Origin of the sequence: Agromyces agglutinans, from assembly GCF_009647605.1 — a bacterium.
GTDB lineage: Bacteria > Actinomycetota > Actinomycetes > Actinomycetales > Microbacteriaceae > Agromyces > Agromyces agglutinans.
The window spans coordinates 312420-334085 of the sequence record NZ_WJIF01000001.1; the positions used below are offsets into that span (position 1 = coordinate 312420).

Here is a 21666-nt window from a genome sequence, read left to right on the forward strand (position 1 = left end):
CGGATGGTCCGGATACGGGCCGGATGCGGATCCGTCGCGGTCGGGCGCGGCTCACCGGCGGCCGATGGGCCGCTGCAGCGCCCTGGCCCCGATGACCATCGCCGCGGCCACGAGCACGATGTCCTTCAGGATGTACTGCGCCGTCAGCGTCGGGCCCACGGCCGTGAACAGGTCGCCGGTGAAGAACACGAGCGGCGAGAAGATGCCGACGAAGGTGCCCGCGAGCGCGACGAGCCCGATGCGCAGGAGGAAGCCGGTCACGAACGTGATGCCGACGAAGACCTCGAGGGTCGCGGTGATCGCCATCGCGGCGGTGCCGTCGACGAGGCCGAACGACAGCGTGCTCCAGGTGCGCTGCACGAGTCCCTCGACCGGGCTGAGGCCCGGGATGAACTTCAGCGCGCCGAAGACGAGGAAGACGAGGCCGAGCGAGACGCGCAGCGCCGGCACCGACGTGCGGGCGAGGAAGCGCTGGATGACGGCCTGCGCGCGGTTCGCCTGGTCGAGGACCGTATCGAGACCGACCGCTGTCGAGGTGCGACCGCTTCCGAGGGTGGTGGAGGACATGGAGGTGCCTTTCTGAACGATGGTTGGGACGGCAGCCGGATGCGGCGGCGAGGCCCATTCCATCGGAGCCGTCCCTCCGGTACGTCCGGACCGGCGCTGAATCCCGCTCCGGGCGCACCCGGAACCTCACCTCCGGGGTGCGCCGGAGCGAGCTGCCTCGTGGCGCACCCGGCGCACGCGGCACGCCGCCGGAGACGACCGAGCGGGCACCGGGAGATTCCCCGGTGCCCGCTCGTGGTCGATGCGGCGGCTGCCGTCAGCCCTTCGAGTGCGACACCGCCCCGAGCAGGCCGTTGACGAACCCGGCCGAGTCGTCGGTCGAGAGCACCGTCGCGGCCTCGACCGCCTCGGAGATCGCGACGCCGTCGGGCACCTGGTCGTTGTAGACGATCTCCCATACGCCGATGCGCAGCAGCGCCCGGTCGACGGCCGGCATGCGCTCGAGGGTCCACCCGCGCGAGTGCGTCGTGATCAGCTCGTCGATCTCGGTGCGGTGGTCGACGATGCCGTCGACGATCTCGCGCGCGTACAGCCAGGAGGCCTGGCGCTCGGGCTCCCCCACGGCGCGCTCGGCCTCGACGGCGAGCAACTGCTCGACCGGGACCTGGCGGACGTCGGCCGAGTACAACAGGTCGAGGGCGCGCTTGCGCGCCTTCGTACGGGCGCTCACTAGTCGTTCACGCGGCCGAGGTAGTCGCCCGTGCGGGTGTCGACCTTGACCTTCGTGCCGGTCTCGAGGAACAGCGGCACCTGGATCTCGTAGCCGGTCTCGACGGTCGCGGCCTTGGTGCCGCCGGTCGAGCGGTCTCCCTGCAGGCCCGGCTCGGTGTAGGTGATCTCGAGCACGACCGACGCGGGGAGCTCGACGTAGAGCGGGTTGCCGTTGTTCAGCGCGATGGTGACGGGCTGGTTCTCGAGCATGAAGTTCGCGGCGTCGCCGACGGTCGCGGCCAGCACCGTGAGCTGGTCGTAGTCGGTCGTGTCCATGAACACGAAGCCGTCGCCGTCGTTGTAGAGATAGGTGAAGTCGCGCCGGTCGACGTTCTCGATGTCGACCTTGGCACCCGCGTTGTAAGTGCGGTCGACGACCTTGCCGGTGACGACGTTCTTCAGCTTCGTGCGCACGAACGCCCCGCCCTTGCCCGGCTTGACGTGCTGGAACTCGATCACGCTCCAGAGCTGGCCGTCGATGCTGAGGACGACGCCGTTCTTGATGTCTGCGGTCGATGCCATGGCGAGGAGATCCGATCGTTGGTTGGGAAAGACTGGCGGGCACGCCGACGCGTGCGACTGATCGAGTGTAGTCGACTCAGGTGCCGGCTCGCAGAAGCCAGTCCACCGCGAGCCGGTACGAGTCCGCACCGAAGCCGGCGATGACGCCCGTCGCGACGCCCGAGATCACGCTGGTGTGGCGGAAGGCCTCGCGCGTGTGCGGGTTCGTGAGGTGGACCTCGATCAACGGGATGCCGGCGTGCTTGAGCATGGCCGCGGCGTCGCGGAGCCCGTAGCTGTAGTGCGTGAACGCCGCAGGGTTCAGCACCACGGGGGCGCGCCGGTCGACCGCCTCGTGCAGCCAGCCGATCAGCTCGCCCTCGTCGTCGGTCTGCCGCAGCTCGATCGCGACGTCGTCGGGCACGGATGCCACGAGCCGGGCGCCGATGTCGGCCAGGGAGTCGCTGCCGTACACCTCCGGCTCGCGCGAGCCGAGCCGGGCCAGGTTCGGGCCGTTGAGGACGAGGATCGTGGTCACCCGAGCAGCCTATCGGCGCGGCATCCGCCGTCGATCTCGCGTGCCCGGCCGCGCTCGGCGGCCCTCACGACGCGATCTCCTGGTACGCGGCGAACAGCAGCGACTGGTCGGGCGCGTGCATGACGGTGGGCTTCGCGAGGTCGTCGAGCACGATGAACCGCAGCTGACCCGCACGCGCCTTCTTGTCGCGCTGCATCGTCGCGAGAAGGGTGTTCCAGCGGCCGGCCGGATAACTCGTGGGCAGGCTGAGCAGGTCGAGCACGCGCTTGTGACGGTCGGCGACCTCGTCGGAGAGCCGGCCCGAGAGCCGCGCGAGTTCGGCCGCGAACGCCATGCCCACGGCCACCGCAGCGCCGTGGCGCCACTGGTAGCGCTCGGCGTGCTCGACGGCGTGGCCGAGGGTGTGCCCGTAGTTCAGGACCTCGCGCAGCCCCTGCTCGGTGAAGTCCTCGGAGACGACCTCGGCCTTCATGCGGATCGCGAGCTCGATCGCCCGGCGGAACTGCGGGGTGGTCGGATCGGTCGCGGCGTCGGGATCCGCCTCCACGAGATCGAGGATCTCGGGATACCGGATGAACCCCGCCTTCACGACCTCGGCGAACCCGGCGAGGATCTCGTTGCGCGGCAGCGTGTCGAGCAGGTCGAGGTCGCACAGCACCGCGGCCGGCGCGTGGAAGGCGCCTACCAGGTTCTTACCCTCGTTCGTGTTGATGCCGGTCTTGCCGCCCACGGCCGCGTCGACCATGCCGAGCACGGTGGTCGGAACCTGCACGATCCGCACACCGCGGAGCCAGGTGGCGGCGACGAACCCCGCGAGGTCGGTCGCCGCTCCCCCGCCGAGGCCGACGATCGCGTCGGAGCGGGTGAAGTCGGCCTGGCCGAGGATCTGCCAGCAGAACGCGGCCACCTCGACGCGCTTGCCCGCCTCGGCGTCGGGCACCTCGGCGAGCAGCACCTCGAAGCGGTCCTGCAGCGCCTCGCGGATCGCGTTGGCCCTGGCGCCCAGCGTCGACGGGTGCACCACGAGCACCTTGCGCACGTCGGAGCCGAGCGCGTCGCCGAGCTCGGCGAGCACGCCTCGCCCGATGACGACGTCGTAGCCGTCCTCGCCGCCGACGCGGATGACGGTTCGCTCGTGCGGTTCGGCGGTCATGCGAGTGCTCCCAGGCGCCCGGTGATCTCGGCGACGATCCTCGCGACCGGGCGGCGCGAGGTGTCGAGGTCGATGTCGGCGAGCGCCTCGTAGATCGGCAGTCGCTCGGCGAGGATGCCGCGCCAGCGGTCGAGGCCGCCGTCGGCGATGAGCGGACGGGTGCCGCCCGCGAGCCGCGGGGCGACCGCGGCCTCGTCGACGCGGAGCAGCACCACGGGCAGCGTCGCCAGGTCGTCCTGCGTGTCGGGGTCGAGCACGGCGCCGCCGCCGAGCGCGACGACCGCCTCCTCGCGAAGCGCCTCGGCGACCACCTCCCGCTCGATGACGCGGAAGTACGGCTCGCCCTCGCGCGCGAAGATCTCCTCGATCGGGCCGTAGCGCTCGACGATGCGCTGGTCGGTGTCGACGAAGGGGGCACCGACCTCGCGCGCCAGTCGGCTGCCGATGCGCGTCTTGCCCGCGCCCATCGGGCCGATCAGCACGACGGGCAGGCTCACGCGCGGGGCGTCCGCGCCCGGCTCAGCCACGGGGATCGGCGCCCGCCGTCTCGAGCGCGTCGGGGATGGCGTCGAGGTAGGCCTCGAGGTTGCGGCGGGTCTCGACGACCGAGTCGCCGCCGAACTTCTCGAGCACGGCATTCGCGAGCGTGAGGGCGACCATGGCCTCGGCCACGACGCCGGCCGCGGGCACCGCGCAGACATCCGAGCGCTGGTGGTGCGCCGGTGCGGGCTCGCCCGTTGCGACGTCGATCGTCGGCAGGGCGTGCGGGATCGTCGCGATCGGCTTCATGCCGGCGCGCACGCGCAGAACGGTGCCGGTCGACATGCCGCCCTCGGTGCCGCCCGCGCGATCGCTCGCCCGCACGATGCGGCCGTCGGCCATGTGCAGCTCGTCGTGCGCGGCCGATCCGCGACGCGTCGTCGTGAGGAACCCGTCGCCGACCTCGACGCCCTTGATGGCCTGGATGCCCATGAGCGCCGCGGCGAGCTGGGCGTCGAGCCGGCGATCCCAGTGCACGTGCGATCCGAGCCCGGGCGGCAGCCCGTACGCGAGCACCTCGACGACGCCGCCGAGCGTGTCGCCGGACTTGTGGGCGTCGTCGACCTCGGCCACCATGCGCGCCGACGTCTCGGCGTCGAAGCACCGCAACGGATCGGCATCGAGCCGGTCGACGTCGCCCGGCAGGGGCAGCTCGGCCCCCTCGGGCACCCGGACCGGCCCGATGGCGAGCGTGTGCGCGACGAGGCGGATGCCGAGCTCGGCGAGGAACGCCTTCGCGACCGCGCCGAGCGCCACGCGCGCGGCCGTCTCCCGCGCGCTGGCGCGCTCGAGCACCGGCCGGGCCTCGTCGAACCCGTACTTCTGCATGCCCACGAGGTCGGCGTGCCCAGGGCGCGGACGGGTCAGCGGCGCGCCGCGTCCACGGCCGAGCCGGTCGGGGTCGATGGGCTCGGGGCTCATCACCTCCTGCCACTTCGGCCACTCGGTGTTGCCCACGCGCAGCGCGACCGGGCTGCCGAGCGTCAGCCCGTGCCGCACGCCGCCCGAGATCGCGAGTTCGTCCTGTTCGAACTTCATGCGCGCGCCGCGGCCGTAGCCGAGCTTGCGGCGCGCGAGGTCGTCTCGAATCGCGTCGAGCGTGATGGGGATGCCGGCGGGGAGACCCTCGATGATCGCCACGAGCTCAGGGCCGTGGGATTCTCCGGCAGTGAGCCAACGGAGCATGAAGCCCATCCTTCCACAGGGCGGAGTGCGGGAACGCCGCGTGACGGACGCGGACCGCCGCCGGTCCGGCGGCGGCCGGTCAGGCGACGGCGGCCCGCATCACGTCGACGACCGCCGCCTCGTCGGGCAGCGGGGTTCCGGGGTCGCCCGTCACGAAGATGCGAACCTGGAGCACGGCCTGGTGCAGCAGCATCCCGATGCCCGGCACGACGCGCCCACCCGCGTCGAGCCAGCTCGTCGCGAGTCGCGAGGGCCACGGATCGTACGCGACGTCGAAGAGCGTCGCGGCACGTCGAAGGTCGACGGATGCCTCGTGCGGCAGCTCCGTACCGCCCGGAACGGTGCTGACGACGAGGTCGGCGGCACCCGCGCGCGCGAGCGCGGCGAGTCCGTCTTCGGCCACGCGCACCTCGACGTCGAGGGCACGGCCGAGGATCACCAGCGGCTCGGCACGCGCCGGCGTTCGTACGAACACGTCGACCTCGTGGCATCCGAGTTCGGCGATCGCGGCGAGCACCGACGCGGCGGTCGCACCGGCGCCGAGGATCGCGCCGCGCCCGACCCGGTCGACGCCGGCCTCGTGCAGCGCCCGCACGATACCGCCGACATCGGTGTTGAAGCCGAGCCGGCGGCCGTCGGCTTCGAAGAGGACGGTGTTGACGGCGCCGGTGAGTGAGGCCACGCGGTCGATGCGTTCGACGAGCGGGATGACGTCCTGCTTCAGCGGCATGGTGAGCGAGAGTCCGCGCCATGACGCGTCGAGTCCGGCGAGCAGCTCGGGCAGTCCGGCGCCGTCGACCTCGATCGAGGTGTACGTCCAGTCGAGGCCGAGCACCCCGTAGGCGGCGGCATGCAGCGCCGGGCTCTTCGAGTGCTCGATCGGCTTGCCCAGCACGGCGAGGCGGCGGGCGTCGCCCGCGAGGCGGCGGCGCTCACTGCCCATAGTCGGGGTGCTCCTCCAGCCACTGGTAGAACTGCTCGGCGGCCGCCTCGTGCTCCTCGATCGTCGACGTGAACACCGTCTCGCCGGTGTCGGGGTTCACGGTCACGAAGTACAACCAGGTGCCGTCGGCGGGGTTCAGCGCCGCCTGGATCGCCTCGGCGCCCGGGTTGCCGATCGGCCCCGGCGGCAGGCCCGCGTGCACGTACGTGTTGTACGGGTTGCCGGCGTCGGCCCGCTCGGCGTCGGTCGTCGTGACGACCGAGTTGTCACCTGTGCCGTAGTGCACGGTCGAGTCGAACTGCAGGAGCATGCCCTGGTCGAGGCGGTTCTGGATCACTCGCGAGACCTTGGCGAAGTCCTGCGGCAGGCCCTCGCGCTCGATCAGCGAGGCGATCGTGGCGACGCGGTACCGATCCTCGGGTGCGACGCCCGCCGCGTCGTAGGCGGCGAGGCTCTCGGCCACCATCGTCTGCACGACCTGGTCGGCCGTGACGCCGGGATCGAACGTGTACGTCGCCGGGAAGAGGAAGCCCTCGACGCTCGTCGCCTCGGCCGGCAGTCCGAGGGCCTGCGGGTTCGACGCCGCGGCCTGGAGCTCCTCGATCGGGATCTGGAGCACCGCCGAGGCCTCGGCGAGGGCATCGCGCGCCCACGTGCCCTCGGTGATCAGGACCGTGTTCTCGAGCTTGGTCGCGGGGTCCTCGAGGGCGGCCAGAGCGGCCGAGGCGCTCATGCGCTCGGCGAGCCGGTACACGCCCGGGTGGAACTCGGGTTCGGGCACCTGCTCGAGCAGCAGGTCGTAGAACGCGTCGTACGACGCCGTGACGCCCTCGGATTCGAGGTTCGTCGCGATGTCCGACCCGGTGTCGCCGTCGTGGATCTGGAAGAGCACCTCGCCGGTGCCGGTGCCCTCGTAGTCGGCAGCGGGCTGGAACCGCTCGATGATCGAGGTGATCGGGCCCTGGAGGAAGACGTAGGCGCCGACGCCGAGCGCGGCGACGATCAGCAGGCCGATGAGGCATCCCCACGGCCGCCGCCGTCGCGGCGCCGCGTTCGAGTGGCCGTCGTCGTAGGCGGTCGCCGCACGCCGTTCGGCACGGCTCGGGCGGCCGTGCGGCGCTGCAGCCTCCTCGGGCTCGTCGAGCCAGTGCGTCGGGGAGGGATCGAACTCCTGACCGTGGTCGGGGTACGCCGTCGTGGGCGAGTACGGGTCGGTCGGCGCCGCCGCGTCGAATGCGTCGTCGGTCGGCCCCGCCGAGGGATACGCGGGCTCCGAAACATCCTGCTGCTCGGCCAATCGCCGCTGCTCCGCCTCGCGGAGCTCGCGACGCGTCATCGGGCGGCCGGGATCCGCCGATGGGTCGGATGCCCCCGCACGCGGCGCGCCAGGGCCGTTCGCAGCCGCGTCGTTCGCGGCGACCTGGTACGCCGCGCCGCCGGGGGGCGGAGCGGCAGGCGTGCCCGTGCGCGGTCCGTCGAGCGCGGCGAACGGGTCGACCGGTCGGGCGGCGTTGGGGGGCGTCTCGCCGCGCAGCAGCGCATCCCAGGCTGCGCCGCCGTCGCGCGCATCGTGGGGCTCAGGGGGGAGCTGAGTCACAGGGGTGTTGACCCTTCGTCGGTGGGGATCACCCGGCCGGGTGCAGCCCCCGACGTCCGTTCGACGTCGAGCGCATGTTGCAGAATGATAACGGCCGCAGCTTGGTCGACGATGGGACGCTGCTGGCGCGCCTTCTTCCCGGAGGCGCGCAGGTGCTGCTGCGCCGTCACGGTCGAGAGCCGTTCGTCGACGAGCCGCACGGGTCGCGACTCCCCCCCTGCGGCCGCGAGCACGGTCGCGAAACCGACCGCGTCGTCGGTCGACGCCGTCGCACGGCCCGACATCGCCAGCGGATTTCCGACGACCAACTCGACGGCGCCGAACTCGTCGGCGATGGCCAGGATGCGTCGGACGTCGGCATCGCCGTCGGCACTGCGGGCGACGGTCTCGACCGGCACGGCGAGGACCGCGCCGGCATCGCACCTCGCGACGCCGATGCGGGCGCGGCCGACGTCGATGCCGAGCCGCACGCCGGGGCGCACGGTCAGCGTCCGAGCTCCACGCGCACCGCGTCGAGCGCCGCGGGGATCGCCCCGAGGTCGCTGCCGCCGCCCTGCGCGAGGTCGGGCTTGCCGCCCCCGCCGCCGCCGAGCGTCGACGCCATCTGCTTCGCGAGCGCTCCCGCGTTCGCTCCGGCGTCACGCGCGGCAGGCGAGGTCGCGACGATCGCGACCGGCCTGCCGCTCACCTCTGCCGTCAGCGCGACGACGGATGCCGCGTCGCCGAGCCGGCCGCGCACCGCGGTCGCGAGCGAACGCAGCTCGTCGCCGGAGGCGAGCGTGCCGACGTGCTCGGCGACCAGCAGGTACGCGCCGACACGGCCCGCGCGATCGGCCAGGGTCGGAACGCGTTCGCTGAGCGCCTTCGCCTCGTACGCCTGGATCTTCTTCTCGGCGGCCTTCAGGTTGGCCACGAGCTCGCCCACGCGGTCGACGAGCTGGTCGGGACGGGTCTTCAGGTTCGACGTCAGCTCGTTCACGAGCGCGCGCTCGGCCGCGAACTGCCGGAACGCCTCGATGCCGACGAGGGACTCGACGCGACGGCTCGTCGCACCCACCGAGGACTCGCCGATCAGGTTGATCATGCCGACCTCGGCGCTCGTCGACACGTGCGTGCCGGCGCAGAGCTCGCGCGACCAGGGCCCGCCGATGTCGACGACGCGCACGACGTCGCCGTACTTCTCGCCGAACAGGGCCATCGCGCCGAGCGCCTTCGCCTCGTCGAGCGGCATCTCGCGAGTGACGACCTCGAGGTTGTCGCGGATGGCGTTGTTGGCGATCTCCTCGATCTCGCTGCGGGTGTCGCCCGAGAGCGCCTTGTTCCAGCCGAAGTCCAGGCGGAGGTATCCGGCGCGGTTCAGCGAGCCGGCCTGGTGCGCGTCGGGGCCGAGCACCTGGCGGAGCGCCGCGTGCACGAGGTGGGTGCCCGAGTGCGCCTGCGTCGCGCCGCGCCGGTAGTCGGCGTCGACCTCGCTGCGCGCGGGCACACCCACGCCGACCTCGCCGCTGACGACCTTGACGGTGTGGCTGATCAGTCCGGGCACGGGCTTCTGCACGTCGAGCACGTCGAGCACGAAGCCGTCGCCCACGATGCGGCCCTTGTCGGGCATCTGGCCGCCCGATTCGGCGTAGAGCGAGGTCGCACCGAGGATGATCTCGGCCGTCTGCCCGGCCACCGCGGCCGGCACGGCGTGGCCGTCGACCAGGATGCCGAGGACGCTCGAGTCGGTGACGAGGTCGGTGTAGCCGGTGAAGACCGTCTCGCCGAGCGAACGGAACGGCGAGTACGCGGAGAGGTCGGCGAGCGTCTGCTTCTTCGACTTCGCGTCGGCCTTCGCGCGGGCACGCTGGTCGGACATCAGCGAGTCGAACGCGGGGCGGTCGACCTCGAGGCCGGCCTCCTCGGCCATCTCGAGCGTGAGGTCGATCGGGAAGCCGTACGTGTCGTGCAGCAGGAACGCGGTGTCGCCCGCGAGCTGCGGCGAACCGGCCTGCTTCGTCTTCGCGACCGCGAGGTCGAGGATCGTCGTGCCGGCGCTCAGCGTGTTGAGGAAGGTCTCCTCCTCGGCGATCGCGATCTGCGAGAGACGGGGGAATTCGGTCGCGACCTCGGGGTACCCCGACTGCATCGCGTCGCGCGACGCCGCGAACAGCTCGGCGAAGCTCGGGCCGTCGACGCCGAGCAGGCGCATCGAGCGGATGCTGCGGCGCAGCAGCCGGCGCAGGATGTAGCCGCGGCCCTCGTTCGACGGACGCACGCCGTCGGACATGAGCATGAGCGAGGAGCGCACGTGGTCGGCGATGATCCGCATGCGGACGTCGTCGTCGTGATCGGCGCCGTAGCGACGGCCCGACAGCTCGGACGCGCGGTCGAGCACCGGGCGCACCTGGTCGGTCTCGTACATGTTGTCGAGGCCCTGCTTGAGGAACGCGACGCGCTCGAGGCCCATGCCCGTGTCGATGTTCTTCTGCGGCAGCGGACCGACGACCCGGAAGTCCTCCTTGGAGCGGACTTCGGTGATGAGCTCCTGCATGAACACGAGGTTCCAAATCTCGGTGAAGCGGTTGTCGTCGACGATCGGCCCGCCGTCGCGACCGTACTGCGGCCCGCGGTCGACGTAGATCTCGGAGCACGGCCCTCCGGGGCCGGGCTGGCCCGTGTGCCAGTAGTTGTCGGCCTTGCCCATGCGCTGGATGCGCTCGTCGGGCAGCCCGGCGATGCGCTTCCACAGCGCGGCCGCCTCGTCGTCGGTCTCGTAGACCGTCACCCACAGGTCGCGCTCGGCGAACCCGAGGCCGCCGTCGGCCTCGGAGCGCGTGAGCAGGTCCCACGCGTAGGTGATGGCCCCCTCCTTGAAGTAGTCGCCGAACGACCAGTTGCCGAGCATCTGGAAGAAGGTGCCGTGGCGGGCGGTCTTGCCGACCTCCTCGATGTCGTTCGTCCGGATGCACTTCTGCACGTCGACGGCGCGCGGGTACGGCGCGGGAACGACGCCCGTGAGGTAGGGCACGAACGGCACCATGCCGGCGACCGTGAAGAGCAGGGTCGGGTCGTCGCTCACGAGTGAGGCGGACGGCACGACCGTGTGCCCGCGCTCGGCGAAGAAGTCGATGTAGCGACGGCTGATCTCGGCAGTCTGCATGGTTCCGTTCTCGGTCTCACGGCCCGGCTGGCGGGCGGGGGTGGTGCTCGGGAGAGCGCTTCGCGTCAGGCGCTCGATTCGATTCGGGTGGCTCGGTGTTCAGGATCCGACGGTCATCGCCCGTTCGGGGCGGCCCCGGCGTCGGCTGTGGCGTCGCCGCCCTCGGCGCGGAGCTCGGCGTCGCGCTCGTGGTAGCCCTCGGCGATCGCCTGGCCGAAGGCCCTGGCCTTCGCGTCGACGGCGGCGAAGAACTCGCGGCCCGGCTCGGTCCGGTTGACCTGGTGCGCGACGACGAACCCCGCCGCGATGCCGGCGGCGAACCACAGAATGCTCTTCACGACGGTGCTCCCTGATCGAATGCGCCCGGCGCTCGGCGCGGGCAGGCCTCGGGACAGTCTAGTCGTCACGGATGCCTCGTCGCCGGGCCGCACGCGGCGATGAGCAGGCCGGCGCGACCGGCGCACGTCGGCACGACCGGACGGCCGCCGGAGACGGCGAAGGGGCCGTGGGAGAACCCACGACCCCTTCGACTCCGGCGCGATGCGTCAGCGAGCCGCGTAGTACTCGACGACCAGCTGCACGTCACAGGTGACGGGCACCTCGGCGCGCTTGGGGCGACGCACGAGGGTGAACTGGAGCTTGTCGAGCTCGACCTCGAGGTAGCCCGGGAGCTTCGGGAGCACGTCGACGTGGCCGCCCGCCGCGGCGACCTGGAAGGGCTCGGTGCCCTCGGAACGCTGCTTGACGCCGATGACCTGGCCCGGCTTCACGCGGAACGAGGGACGGTCGACGATCTTGCCGTCGACGAGGATGTGGCGGTGCACCACGAACTGGCGCGCCTGCGCGATGGTGCGGGCGAAGCCCGAACGCAGCACGAGGGCGTCGAGGCGCATCTCGAGCAGCTCGACGAGGTTCTCACCCGTCTGGCCGTCGGTGCGCTTGGCCTCGTTGTAGGCGATGCGCAGCTGCTTCTCGCGGATGCCGTACTGGGCGCGCAGGCGCTGCTTCTCGCGGAGGCGGACGGCGTAGTCGCTGTCCTGCTTGCGCTTGGTGCGGCCGTGCTCACCGGGAGCGTACGGGCGCTTCTCCATGATGCGGGCGGCCTTCGGGGTGAGGGCGACGCCGAGCGCGCGGGAGAGGCGCGTCTTGCTGCGTGACTGGTTCGACACGAATGTCCTTTCGGAAGAATCTCAAGCGAATTCGCGGCGCTGTGGTGCGCCGGGAAGTGTGTCAGAGGGATTCGCCAAGGGTGGATCGGCTACAGATCGCACCCGTTCGCCGGTGACCCCCTCGCAGCCGCGCTCGAGGATCTGGCTTCAGGCCAGCGACCATGATATCACGGCCGGATGTCTCCGCCTTCGGCGACCCAGCTCCGAGCTCCGGGCATCGCGCGGCGTTCGGCAGCGTTGCACACCGAGTCACCGGTCGCCGCGCACGATACGCCGGATCTTGGCCAGGCGGGCGGAGACGTCGCGTTCGTTGCCGTGCTCGGTCGGCTCGTAGTACACCGCTCCGCGCAGGGTGTCTGGGAGGTACTGCTGCTCGACCACGCCGATCGCGTCGTCGTGCGGGTACCGGTAGCCCTTGCCGTGCGCGAGTCGCTTGGCACCCGGGTAGTGCGCGTCGCGCAGGTGCTTGGGCACGCGCCCGGCCTTGCCCTCGCGCACGTCGGCGATCGCACGGTTGATGCCCATGTAGGCCGCGTTCGACTTCGGCGCCGTCGCGAGGTGCACGGTCGCCTGCGCGAGCGGGATGCGCCCCTCGGGCATGCCGATGAACTGCACGGCGTCGGCGGCCGCGACCGCAACTCCGAGCGCCGACGGGTCGGCGAGGCCGATGTCCTCACTGGCGAGGACGATGATGCGCCGGGCGATGAACCTCGGGTCTTCGCCCGCTTCGATCATGCGGGCCAGGTAGTGGAGCGCAGCGTCGACATCGCTGCCGCGCACCGACTTGATGAAGGCGCTGATGACGTCGTAGTGCTCGTCGCCGTCGCGGTCGTAGCGCAGGAGCGCGCGGTCGACCGCGCGGGCCACGATCTCGGCGGTGATCGCCGGTCGCCGATCGTCGCCCGCGTCGTCGCCTTCGAGGTCGGTCACGGTCTCGGCCTGGATACCGGCCGCCGACACGGATGCCGCCTCGAGCGCCGTGAGCGCCCGTCGCGCGTCGCCCGAGGCGAGGCGGATGATCGCCGCGCGGGCGTCGGGTTCGAGCACGAAGCGATCGCCGAGTCCGCGCCCGTCGACGACGGCGCGATCGACGAGGACGCCCAGGTCGTCGTCGGAGAGGGTCTCGAGCGTCAGCAGCAACGACCGCGACAGCAGCGGGGAGATCACCGAGAACGACGGGTTCTCGGTCGTCGCGGCGACGAGGATCACCCATCCGTTCTCGACCCCGGGCAGCAGGGCATCTTGCTGGGCCTTCGTGAACCGATGGATCTCGTCGAGGAACAGGACCGTCGAGAGGCCGTAGAGGTCGCGACTGGCCTGCGCCTCCTCCATCACCTGGCGCACGTCGCGCACGCCCGCGGTGACGGCCGACAGTTCGACGAACTTGCGGCCCGACGACCGGGCGATCGCCTGGGCGATCGTGGTCTTGCCGGTGCCCGGCGGACCCCAGAGGATCACGGACACTGACCCGGACGTGCCCTGCCGGTCGCCAGCGAGCGCGCGCAACGGTGAACCCGGAGTCAGCAGGTGCCGCTGGCCGGCGACCTCGTCGAGGCTCGTCGGACGCATCCGCACTGCGAGGGGGGTCGCGCCGGAACGCAGCCCCGGTCCGGACTCCACCATGCCTCCAGCGTAACCGCGGCCTCCGACAGCGATTCCCCGGGGGAATTGGTGCGGCATCCCTCGCTTGCGTAGCATCTGGACGCAGGGACCCCCGAGAAGGAGCATGCGTGGCAGCGAACGACCGTCAGGCCCGTGAGGAACGAGCGCGTCTGCGCACCTACCGCGCTCGCCAGGAGGTGCACCAGCGCAAGCTCCGCCGGCGCACCCGCGACAACCTCGTCGCCGGCGCCGCGCTCGTGGTCGTCCTCGTGCTGGCCGTCGCGGCGCAGCTGTTCTACTTCAACGGCGGACCCGGCGCTCCCGAGGCCGAGCCGACGCCGTCGGCCTCGCCCACCGCGACACCGGCACCCGGCGAGAACCAGGGCGATGTTCCCTCGGCCGATCTCGCGGAGGGTCGCACCTGGACCGGCACGCTCACGGTGAACGGCATCCCGCTCGGCGTCGAGCTCGACGGCGCCGCCGCTCCCCAGGCCGTGGCGTCCGAGATCAGCCTCGCCCAGTCGGGCTTCTACGACGGCACCTCGTGCCACCGGCTCACGACGAGCGGCATCTACGTGCTCCAGTGCGGCGACCCCGCGGGCGACGGCACCGGCGGACCCGGCTACTCCTACGGCCCGGTCGAGAACGCCCCGGCCGACGACCTCTACCCCGCCGGCACCCTCGCGATGGCGCGCCAGTCCGGCAACGGCTCGAGCATGGGCAGCCAGTTCTTCATCGTCTACCAGGACTCGACGATCCCCTCGGACGCCGCGGGCGGCTACACCGTCGTCGGCCGCGTCACGAGCGGACTCGACCAGCTCCAGGCATCCGTCATCTCGGCCGGAACCGCCGACGGAGCCGGTGACGGCGCGCCCGCCGTACCCGTCACCATCGACTCGTTCACGGTGCAGTAGCGCGAACCGGGGCCGCCCCCGCGCAACGCCGACAGCCGGCGGGGGCGTGCAATAGGCTGTCTGCAGTGCGCCGCCGAGGGCGGCATCCGACCACGACAGGGTGAGGCCGTGACCGATTCAGACCAGCAACCGTGGGGCCGCGTCGACGAGACGGGTACCGTCTTCGTGCGGACGAACGACGGCGAGCGTGCCGTCGGCCAGTACCCCGACGGCACGGCTGAGGAGGCGCTGGCCTACTTCGAGCGCAAGTACACCGACCTCGCAGGGCAGGTGACGCTGCTCGAGCAGCGCGTGCGCCGCGGGGCGCCCGCCGCCGATGTGGCCAAGGCCGTCTCGCACCTGCAGGCCTCCGTCGCCGACGCCCACGCCGTCGGCGACCTCGACGCGCTCGCGAAGCGGCTCGAGGCCCTCTCGGGCACTGCAGCCGAACTCACCGAGCAGCAGCAGGCCGAGGCGCGCGCCGCCGTCGAGCAGGCGCTCGCCGAGCGCACCGCGATCGTCGAGCAGGCCGAGCGGCTGGCGGCGCAAGACCCGCAGAAGACGCAGTGGAAGCAGACCTCGGCCGAGCTCGACGCGCTCTTCACGAGCTGGCAGCGCCACCAGCAGGACGGCCCTCGCCTGCCGAAGAACGATGCGAACGAGCTGTGGAAGCGGTTCCGCACCGCTCGCTCGACGATCGAGACGCACCGCAAGGCGTTCTTCGCCGAACTCGACGCCGCCCACCGCGATGTGCGCGCCCGCAAGCAGGCGCTGATCGAACGCGCCGAGGCGCTCGCGCCGCGCGGCGCCGACGGCGTGGCCGACTACCGCAACCTCCTCGACGAGTGGAAGCAGGCGGGCCGCGCCGGCAAGAAGCTCGACGACGCCCTGTGGGCCAAGTTCAAAGCGGCGGGCGATGTGCTCTTCCAGGCCAAGGCCGAGGTCGACGCGCGCGACGACGAGGAGTTCCGGGTCAACCTCGACCAGAAGCTCGAACTGCTGACCGAGGCCGAGACGCTGCTCACCGCCACCGACCCCGCCGCGGCGCGGGCGACGCTCAGCCGGCTCCAGCGCCGGTGGGACGAGATCGGCAAGGTCCCCCGCGACCAGGTGCGCCCGGTCGAAGACCGCCTGCGCAAGGTCGAGCAGCACGTGCGCTCCCTCGAAGACGAGCGCTGGCAGCGCGAGGACCCCGAGAAGAAGGCGCGTTCCGAGGGCATGCTCGGCCAGCTGCAGGACGCCATCGCGAAGCTCGAGGCCGACCTGGCCGCAGCCGAGGCCTCGGGCGACCGCAAGGCGGCCGCCGAGGCGAAGGAAGCACTCGAGGCCCGCAAGGCCTGGCTGAAGGCCGTCGGCGGCTGACGCCGCGGCTCCTCCTCCACCGCTCGCGACGCCGCCGGCTGTCCACAGCCGGCGGCGTTCGCGCCCGGCGCCCGTTGGGCGGTGCGCCACGATGGTGCGCATGGCCCGACTCCCGAGCGTCCTCGGCACCACTGACCTCCCCCTCGCCGAGCTGTGCGCCGCACGCATCGACGGCGACGTCGTCGAGATCCGGGGCGGTTTCGTGCCGATCGACGAACCCGACCTGCCGTCACTGCGCGCGCTCCTGGTCGCGCTCGGCGCCGAGCCCGACCTGATCGTCGATCGCATGTCGGCCGCCTGGGTGCACGGCGCCGAGCTCGTGCCCCCCGCGCAGACCCAGTTCTGCATCGACGCGCGCACGCGGTCGACCGCGCACATCGGGCGCGGCCAGGTGCGGGAGGTGCTCTTCGAGCCCGGAGATGTGGACGAGATCGGCGGCGTCAGGTGCACGAGCAGGCTGCGCACGGTCTACGACCTGCTCCGCGACGTGGCCGCCCCCGACGACGCGGTGCTGCCGGTCGTGGGCGAGCTCCTCGACGCGCGACCAGGGCTCGCCGACGCCGTGCGCGAGCGATTCGACGGGTCGTTCCGGCTCCCCCACAAGAAGCGGGCGCTCGCCCGGCTCGACGAGGTGGTCGCCGCACTCGCCGTGCGGGCCGACTGACCTCGGGCTCAGCCGTCGGAGACGCGGTAGACGTCGTACACCGCGTCGATGCGCCGCACCGCGTTCAGCACGCGGTCGAGGTGCGTCGTGTCGCCCATCTCGAACACGAACCGGCTGAGCGCCAGGCGGTCCGTCGAGGTCGACACGTTCGCCGAGAGGATGTTGACGTGGTGCTCCGAGAGCACCCGCGTGACGTCGGAGAGCAGGCCCGCACGGTCGAGGGCCTCGATCTGGATCTGCACGAGGAACACGCTCTTCGAGCTGGGCGCCCACTCGACGTCGATCATGCGCTCGGGCTCGCGCAGCAGCGACTGCACGTTGTGGCACGACGCCTGGTGCACCGACACGCCCGAACCTCGGGTGATGAAGCCCACGATCTGGTCGCCGGGCACCGGGGTGCAGCAGCGGGCCAGCTTGACCAGGATGTCGGGCGCTCCGCGCACGAGTACGCCCGAGTCGCTCGAGCGCGGGATCGTGCGCGGCCTGGTCGAGATCGGCAGGTCGGGCTCGTCGTTGTCGTCGACCTCACGGACGAGCGCGACGACCTTCTCGAGCACCGACTGCGTCGAGATGTGCCCCTCTCCGACGGCGGCGTAGAGCGAAGAGACGTCGTCATAGCGCAGCTGCGCGGCGACCTCGGCGAATGACTCCTGGCTCATCAGCTTCTGCAGCGGCAGGTTCTGCTTGCGCATCGCACGGGCGATCGCATCGCGCCCGTGCTCGATCGCCTCGTCGCGACGCTCCTTGGTGAACCACTGCCGGATCTTGTTGCGGGCACGAGGGCTCTTGACGAACGAGAGCCAGTCCTTGCTGGGCCCCGAGTCGGGGTTCTTGGAGGTGAACACCTCGACGACATCACCGCTGACGAGTTCGCTCTCGAGCGGCACCAGTCTGCCGTTCACCTTCGCGCCCATGGTGCGGTGCCCGACCTCGGTGTGGACGGCGTAGGCGAAGTCGACCGGCGTGGCACCGGCGGGCAGCCCGATCACGCGACCCTTCGGCGTGAAGACGTAGACCTCCTTCGCGCCGATCTCGAAGCGCAGCGAGTCGAGGAACTCCCCCGGGTCGGCGGTCTCCGCCTGCCAGTCCGAGATGTGCGCCAACCAGGCCATGTCGGTCTCGGTCGCCGCGGGCTTGTCGGCCCGCCCGGACGCCATGCGCTCCTTGTACTTCCAGTGCGCCGCAACGCCGTACTCGGCACGCTGGTGCATGTCGTGCGTGCGGATCTGGATCTCGACCGCGCGACCCTTCGGGCCGATCACCGTCGTGTGCAGCGACTGGTAGAGGTTGAACTTCGGCGTCGCGATGTAGTCCTTGAACCGGCCGGGCAGCGGGGTCCACCTCGCGTGGATGGCGCCCAGCACGGCGTAGCAGTCGCGCACCGAATTCACGAGCACGCGGATACCGACGAGGTCGTAGATCTCGTCGAACTCGCGCCCGCGCACGATCATCTTCTGGTAGATCGAGTAGTACTGCTTCGGCCGGCCGACGACCTTGCCGCGGATGCGGGCGGCCTTCAGGTCGTCGCCGATCAGGTCGATGACCGACTGGACGAACTCCTCGCGCTGGGGCGTGCGCTGGCGCACGAGGCTCTCGATCTCGGCGTAGAGCTTGGGGTACAGCACCGCGAACGAGAGGTCCTCGAGCTCCCACTTGATGGTCTGGATGCCGAGCCGGTGCGCGAGCGGAGCGTAGATCTCGAGGGTCTCGGTCGCCTTGCGCGTCGCCGACGCGGCCGGCACGAAGCCCCACGTTCGCGCGTTGTGCAGGCGGTCGGCGAGCTTGATGATGAGGACCCTGATGTCTTTCGACATGGCCACGATCATCTTGCGGACGGTCTCGGCCTGCGTCGAGTCGCCGTACTTGACCTTGTCGAGCTTGGTCACGCCGTCGACGAGCATGGCGATCTCGTCGCCGAAGTCGTGGCGCACCTGCTCGAGCGTGTAGGCCGTGTCTTCGACTGTGTCGTGCAGGAGCGCCGCGGCGACGGTCTTCGAGCCGATGCCGAGGTCGGCGAGGATCTGCGCGACCGCGACCGGGTGCGTGATGTACGGCTCGCCGCTCTTGCGCTTCTGGCCCTCGTGCGCGCGTTCGGCGACCTGGTACGCGCGCTCGACCAGGCCGAGGTCGGCCTTCGGATGATGCATCCGGACCGTGCGCAGCAAGGTGTCGACCGCGCCGGTCGACTGCGCCCTCGAGAAGATCCTGGGCACGAGGCGGCGCAGCGACGCCGTCTGGTTGACCCCGGTCTCCGTCACGCTCGCCACCTCCAGACTTCGATTATCGCCTGACTGCGGCGATCATCGGGCCGGATGCGGGCATGCCCTCGGCGAACGTCATGCGGTGGCGACCGCCGCGACGTCGGCGGATGCCCCGCCCGCGCGCTCGCGCTCCTTGAGCACCTTGGCGTCGTGGCGCTTGATCGCGGGCTCCCCCTCGCGCAGCTGCGAGTACAGCGGCGCCGCGAGGAACACGGTCGACCAGGTGCCGACGAGGATGCCGACGAGGAGTGCGAGCGAGATGTCTCGCAGCGTGTCGGCGCCCAGTGCTCCGGCACCGATGAAGAGGATCGCGGCGACCGGCAAAGCCGCGACGACGGAGGTGTTGATCGAGCGGACGAGGGTCTGGTTCACCGCGAGGTTCACCGACTCGGCGAAGGTGCGCCGCGACTCCTCGCCCTCTTCAGCCGTGTTCTCGCGGATCTTGTCGAATACCACGACCGTGTCGTAGAGCGAGTAACTCAGGATCGTCAGGATGCCGATCATGGCGGCGGGCGAAATCTCGAAGCCCACGGAGACGTAGATGCCGACCGTGGCGATGAGGTCGGCGATCAGTGCGATGATCGCGGCGGCCGACATCTTCCAGGTGCGGAAGTAGAGCGCCATCACGATCGCCGCGAGGATCAGGAACGCCGCGAGGCCGACGAGGGTCTGCCGCGTCACGTCTTGACCCCAGGTCGGGCCGATGAACGACGAGGTCACCTCGGACTGCGGCACGTCGTACGCCTCGGCCAGGGCACCCGAGACCTCGAGCGACTCCGCCTGCGAGAGCTGCTCGGTCTGCACGCGCACGCCGTCGTCGCCGACGATGGTCACCTTGGGGACCGAATCGGGGACGACCGAGTGCACGGCGTCGACGCCCGGTTGCGCGGTGGCATCTTCGACGCCGGCGATCGAGAACTGCGAACCGCCGGTGAACTCGATGCTCAGGTTCACCCCGCGCAGCAGCGGGATCGCGACCGAGAGGATCAGGATCACGCCGACGATCAGGTACCACTTGCGGCGGCCGCCGACGAAGTTGAAGGAGCGCTTGCCGGTGTAGAGGTCGTTGCCGAACGTCGTCAATCGGTTGGCCATCAGGACTCCTTGCCCTCGTCGGAGCCGGCGCCGGTCATGACCGCGGCCTTCCGTTCGGCGATCGTCTGGCGCTTCTGCGCCTCCTTCGAGCTCGACGCGACCTTCCGTGCGGAGACGGCGACCGGCTTGCGGAATTCCGCGCGACCGCGGTACACCGCGCCGAGCGCGTTCGGATCGAGCCCCGACCACGGATTGCCACTCGAGAAGAACCGCGTCTGCGCGAGCAACTGCAGCATCGGGTGCGTGAACAGGATCACGACGATGACGTCGATGACCGTGGTCACGCCCAGCGTGAACGCGAAGCCCTTGACGCTGCCGACGGCGAGCACGAACAGCACGATCGCGGCCAGCAGGTTCACGCCCTTCGACGCGAGCACGGTGCGGAACGCGCGCTTCCAGCCGGCCTCGACCGCGCCGACGAGCGGGCGGCCGTCGCGCAGCTCGTCGCGCACGCGTTCGAAGTAGACGATGAACGAGTCGGCCGTGAAGCCGATCGCGACGATGAGGCCCGCGATGCCCGCGAGCGAGAGCCGCAGGCCCTCGCGCCACGAGAGGATCGTGATCACGAGGTAGGTGATGATCGCCGCGATGACCAGCGACGCGATCGTCACCGAACCGAGCGCGCGGTACTGGAACAGCGTGTAGATGACGACGAGGATGAGGCCGATCAGGCCCGCCACGAGGCCCGCCTGCAGCTGCGCCGAGCCGAGCGTCGGCGAGATCGTGTCGGACGACTGCACCGTGAAGCTGATCGGCAGTGCGCCGAACTTCAGCTGGTCGGCGAGCGCCTGCGAGTCGGCCTGGCCGAACTGCCCGGTGATCTGCGGCTTGCCGTCGGTGATGATGCCGTTCATCGACGGCGCGGAGAGCACGCCGCCGTCGAGCACGAACGCGAACTGGTCGCGCGGCGGCTGGTCCTTCAGGCCGAACAGCCGGGTGCTGACCGCGGCGAAGTCCTCGGTGCCCTCGGCGTCGAAGACGATGTTGACCGCCCACTGGCCGGTCGACGCGCCGCTGCTGGTCTGCACGAGGCCCGCCGAGGCATCGGTGATGTTCTCGCCGCTGACCTCCACCGGGCCGAGCAGGTACTTGACCGAGCGCGTGAGGTCGCAGGTCACGAGCGGCTCATCGGCCGGCGCGACGTTGGTCTCAGCCGAATCCATCTGCGAGCAGTCGAAGTCGTCGTACTCGGCCTGCAGGGCCGGGGTCACCCAGTTGAGGTCGCTGCCGTCGGTCGGCTCGACGGTCGGCGTCGAGGAGAGCTCCTCGGCCGGCTCGGTCGGCTCGGGCGCGGCGCTCGGGTCGGCGGCCGCCGTGCTGGGCGCTCCCGTGAGCAGGACCGGACGCAGCTCGAGCTTCGCCGAGGACTGGATGCGCGCACGCGTCTGCTCGTCGAGCTCGCCCGGAATGCGCACGACGAGGTTGTCGCCCTCGGTGTTGATCTCGGCCTCGGCGACGCCCGAGGCGTCGACGCGCTGGCGGATGATCGAGACCGCCTGGTCGAGCTGCTCCTGGGTGACAGATGCGCCGTCCTCGAGCTGCGGCTCGAGGATGATCTGGGTGCCGCCCTCGAGGTCGAGCGCCAGCTTCGGGGTCCAGGAGCCTCCGCCCCAGATGACCCCGGCGGCGTTGATCGCGAACAGGCCGACGATGATCACGCCGAGCCAGCTCAGCGAACGCCAGGCCTTTCGGACCGGCGCCGGTCGGGACGACCGCTTGGTTGGTGCAGCCACGTTGTGTGCC

The 21666-nt window shown here is 71.1% G+C and carries 20 protein-coding genes; 3 read left to right on the plus strand and 17 right to left on the minus strand.

What is annotated here, in order from left to right; translation table 11 throughout:
• Positions 1–51: 51 nt before the first annotated feature.
• From GE115_RS01480 to GE115_RS01545, 14 genes are all read right to left on the minus strand, one after another.
• Positions 52–567, minus strand: a complete 516-nt coding sequence (locus tag GE115_RS01480) for a DoxX family membrane protein (RefSeq protein ID WP_153683038.1) — start codon at positions 565–567, stop codon at positions 52–54.
• Between the two features lie 256 nt (positions 568–823).
• Positions 824–1237, minus strand: a complete 414-nt coding sequence (gene nusB / locus GE115_RS01485) for a transcription antitermination factor NusB (RefSeq protein ID WP_312854778.1) — start codon at positions 1235–1237, stop codon at positions 824–826.
• On the minus strand, positions 1237–1800 hold the full coding sequence (gene efp, locus GE115_RS01490; protein ID WP_153683039.1) for an elongation factor P: 564 nt from the start codon (positions 1798–1800) through the stop codon (positions 1237–1239). The genes nusB and efp overlap by 1 nt, the downstream gene beginning before the upstream one ends.
• A gap of 76 nt (positions 1801–1876) precedes the next feature.
• Positions 1877–2317, minus strand: a complete 441-nt coding sequence (locus GE115_RS01495) for a type II 3-dehydroquinate dehydratase (protein WP_312854779.1) — start codon at positions 2315–2317, stop codon at positions 1877–1879.
• Between the two features lie 64 nt (positions 2318–2381).
• A complete protein-coding gene (gene aroB, locus GE115_RS01500; RefSeq protein WP_153683040.1) occupies positions 2382–3470 on the minus strand; it encodes a 3-dehydroquinate synthase in 1089 nt (362 codons plus the stop codon).
• Positions 3467–3967, minus strand: coding sequence for a shikimate kinase (locus tag GE115_RS01505; protein WP_312854780.1), 501 nt, complete (start codon positions 3965–3967; stop codon positions 3467–3469). The genes aroB and GE115_RS01505 overlap by 4 nt, the downstream gene beginning before the upstream one ends.
• A 22-nt stretch (positions 3968–3989) precedes the next feature.
• Positions 3990–5195, minus strand: a complete 1206-nt coding sequence (gene aroC / locus GE115_RS01510) for a chorismate synthase (RefSeq protein WP_153683041.1) — start codon at positions 5193–5195, stop codon at positions 3990–3992.
• Positions 5196–5274: 79 nt separating this feature from the next.
• A complete protein-coding gene (locus GE115_RS01515; protein WP_153683042.1) occupies positions 5275–6138 on the minus strand; it encodes a shikimate dehydrogenase in 864 nt (287 codons plus the stop codon).
• A complete protein-coding gene (mltG, locus tag GE115_RS01520) occupies positions 6128–7735 on the minus strand; it encodes an endolytic transglycosylase MltG (RefSeq protein ID WP_312854781.1) in 1608 nt (535 codons plus the stop codon). The genes GE115_RS01515 and mltG overlap by 11 nt, the downstream gene beginning before the upstream one ends.
• Positions 7732–8217, minus strand: coding sequence for a Holliday junction resolvase RuvX (ruvX, locus tag GE115_RS01525; RefSeq protein ID WP_312854782.1), 486 nt, complete (start codon positions 8215–8217; stop codon positions 7732–7734). The genes mltG and ruvX overlap by 4 nt, the downstream gene beginning before the upstream one ends.
• 2 nt (positions 8218–8219) lie before the next feature.
• Positions 8220–10877: an alanine--tRNA ligase gene (gene alaS, locus GE115_RS01530; protein WP_153683044.1), complete on the minus strand. Its 2658-nt coding sequence runs from the start codon at positions 10875–10877 to the stop codon at positions 8220–8222.
• 113 nt (positions 10878–10990) lie between these two features.
• On the minus strand, positions 10991–11215 hold the full coding sequence (locus GE115_RS01535; RefSeq protein WP_312854783.1) for a hypothetical protein: 225 nt from the start codon (positions 11213–11215) through the stop codon (positions 10991–10993).
• A 207-nt stretch (positions 11216–11422) separates the two neighbouring features.
• Positions 11423–12046, minus strand: a complete 624-nt coding sequence (rpsD, locus tag GE115_RS01540; RefSeq protein ID WP_312854784.1) for a 30S ribosomal protein S4 — start codon at positions 12044–12046, stop codon at positions 11423–11425.
• Positions 12047–12295: 249 nt separating this feature from the next.
• Positions 12296–13669, minus strand: coding sequence for a replication-associated recombination protein A (locus GE115_RS01545; RefSeq protein ID WP_153683045.1), 1374 nt, complete (start codon positions 13667–13669; stop codon positions 12296–12298).
• A 107-nt stretch (positions 13670–13776) separates the two neighbouring features.
• Between GE115_RS01545 and GE115_RS01550 the strand changes: the two genes are divergently transcribed.
• The 3 genes from GE115_RS01550 (at position 13777) to GE115_RS01560 (ending at position 16567) form a co-directional block, all read left to right on the plus strand.
• On the plus strand, positions 13777–14562 hold the full coding sequence (locus GE115_RS01550; RefSeq protein WP_312854785.1) for a peptidylprolyl isomerase: 786 nt from the start codon (positions 13777–13779) through the stop codon (positions 14560–14562).
• A gap of 108 nt (positions 14563–14670) precedes the next feature.
• Complete coding sequence (locus GE115_RS01555; RefSeq protein ID WP_312854786.1) at positions 14671–15903, plus strand: DUF349 domain-containing protein; 1233 nt, start codon at positions 14671–14673, stop codon at positions 15901–15903.
• A 100-nt stretch (positions 15904–16003) separates the two neighbouring features.
• Positions 16004–16567 carry a hypothetical protein gene (locus tag GE115_RS01560; RefSeq protein ID WP_153683047.1) on the plus strand — a complete coding sequence of 188 codons (564 nt, stop codon included), beginning with the start codon at positions 16004–16006 and terminating at the stop codon, positions 16565–16567.
• An 8-nt stretch (positions 16568–16575) separates the two neighbouring features.
• On the opposite strand, the gene GE115_RS01565 is transcribed toward GE115_RS01560, so the two are convergent.
• From GE115_RS01565 to secD, 3 genes are all read right to left on the minus strand, one after another.
• On the minus strand, positions 16576–18825 hold the full coding sequence (locus GE115_RS01565; protein WP_312854787.1) for a RelA/SpoT family protein: 2250 nt from the start codon (positions 18823–18825) through the stop codon (positions 16576–16578).
• Positions 18826–18903: 78 nt separating this feature from the next.
• The gene (gene secF / locus GE115_RS01570; protein WP_153683049.1) at positions 18904–19923 is read right to left on the minus strand and encodes a protein translocase subunit SecF; all 1020 of its coding nucleotides are present in this window, start codon (positions 19921–19923) and stop codon (positions 18904–18906) included.
• The gene (gene secD, locus GE115_RS01575) at positions 19923–21656 is read right to left on the minus strand and encodes a protein translocase subunit SecD (RefSeq protein WP_312854788.1); all 1734 of its coding nucleotides are present in this window, start codon (positions 21654–21656) and stop codon (positions 19923–19925) included. The genes secF and secD overlap by 1 nt, the downstream gene beginning before the upstream one ends.
• Positions 21657–21666 lie beyond the last annotated feature (10 nt).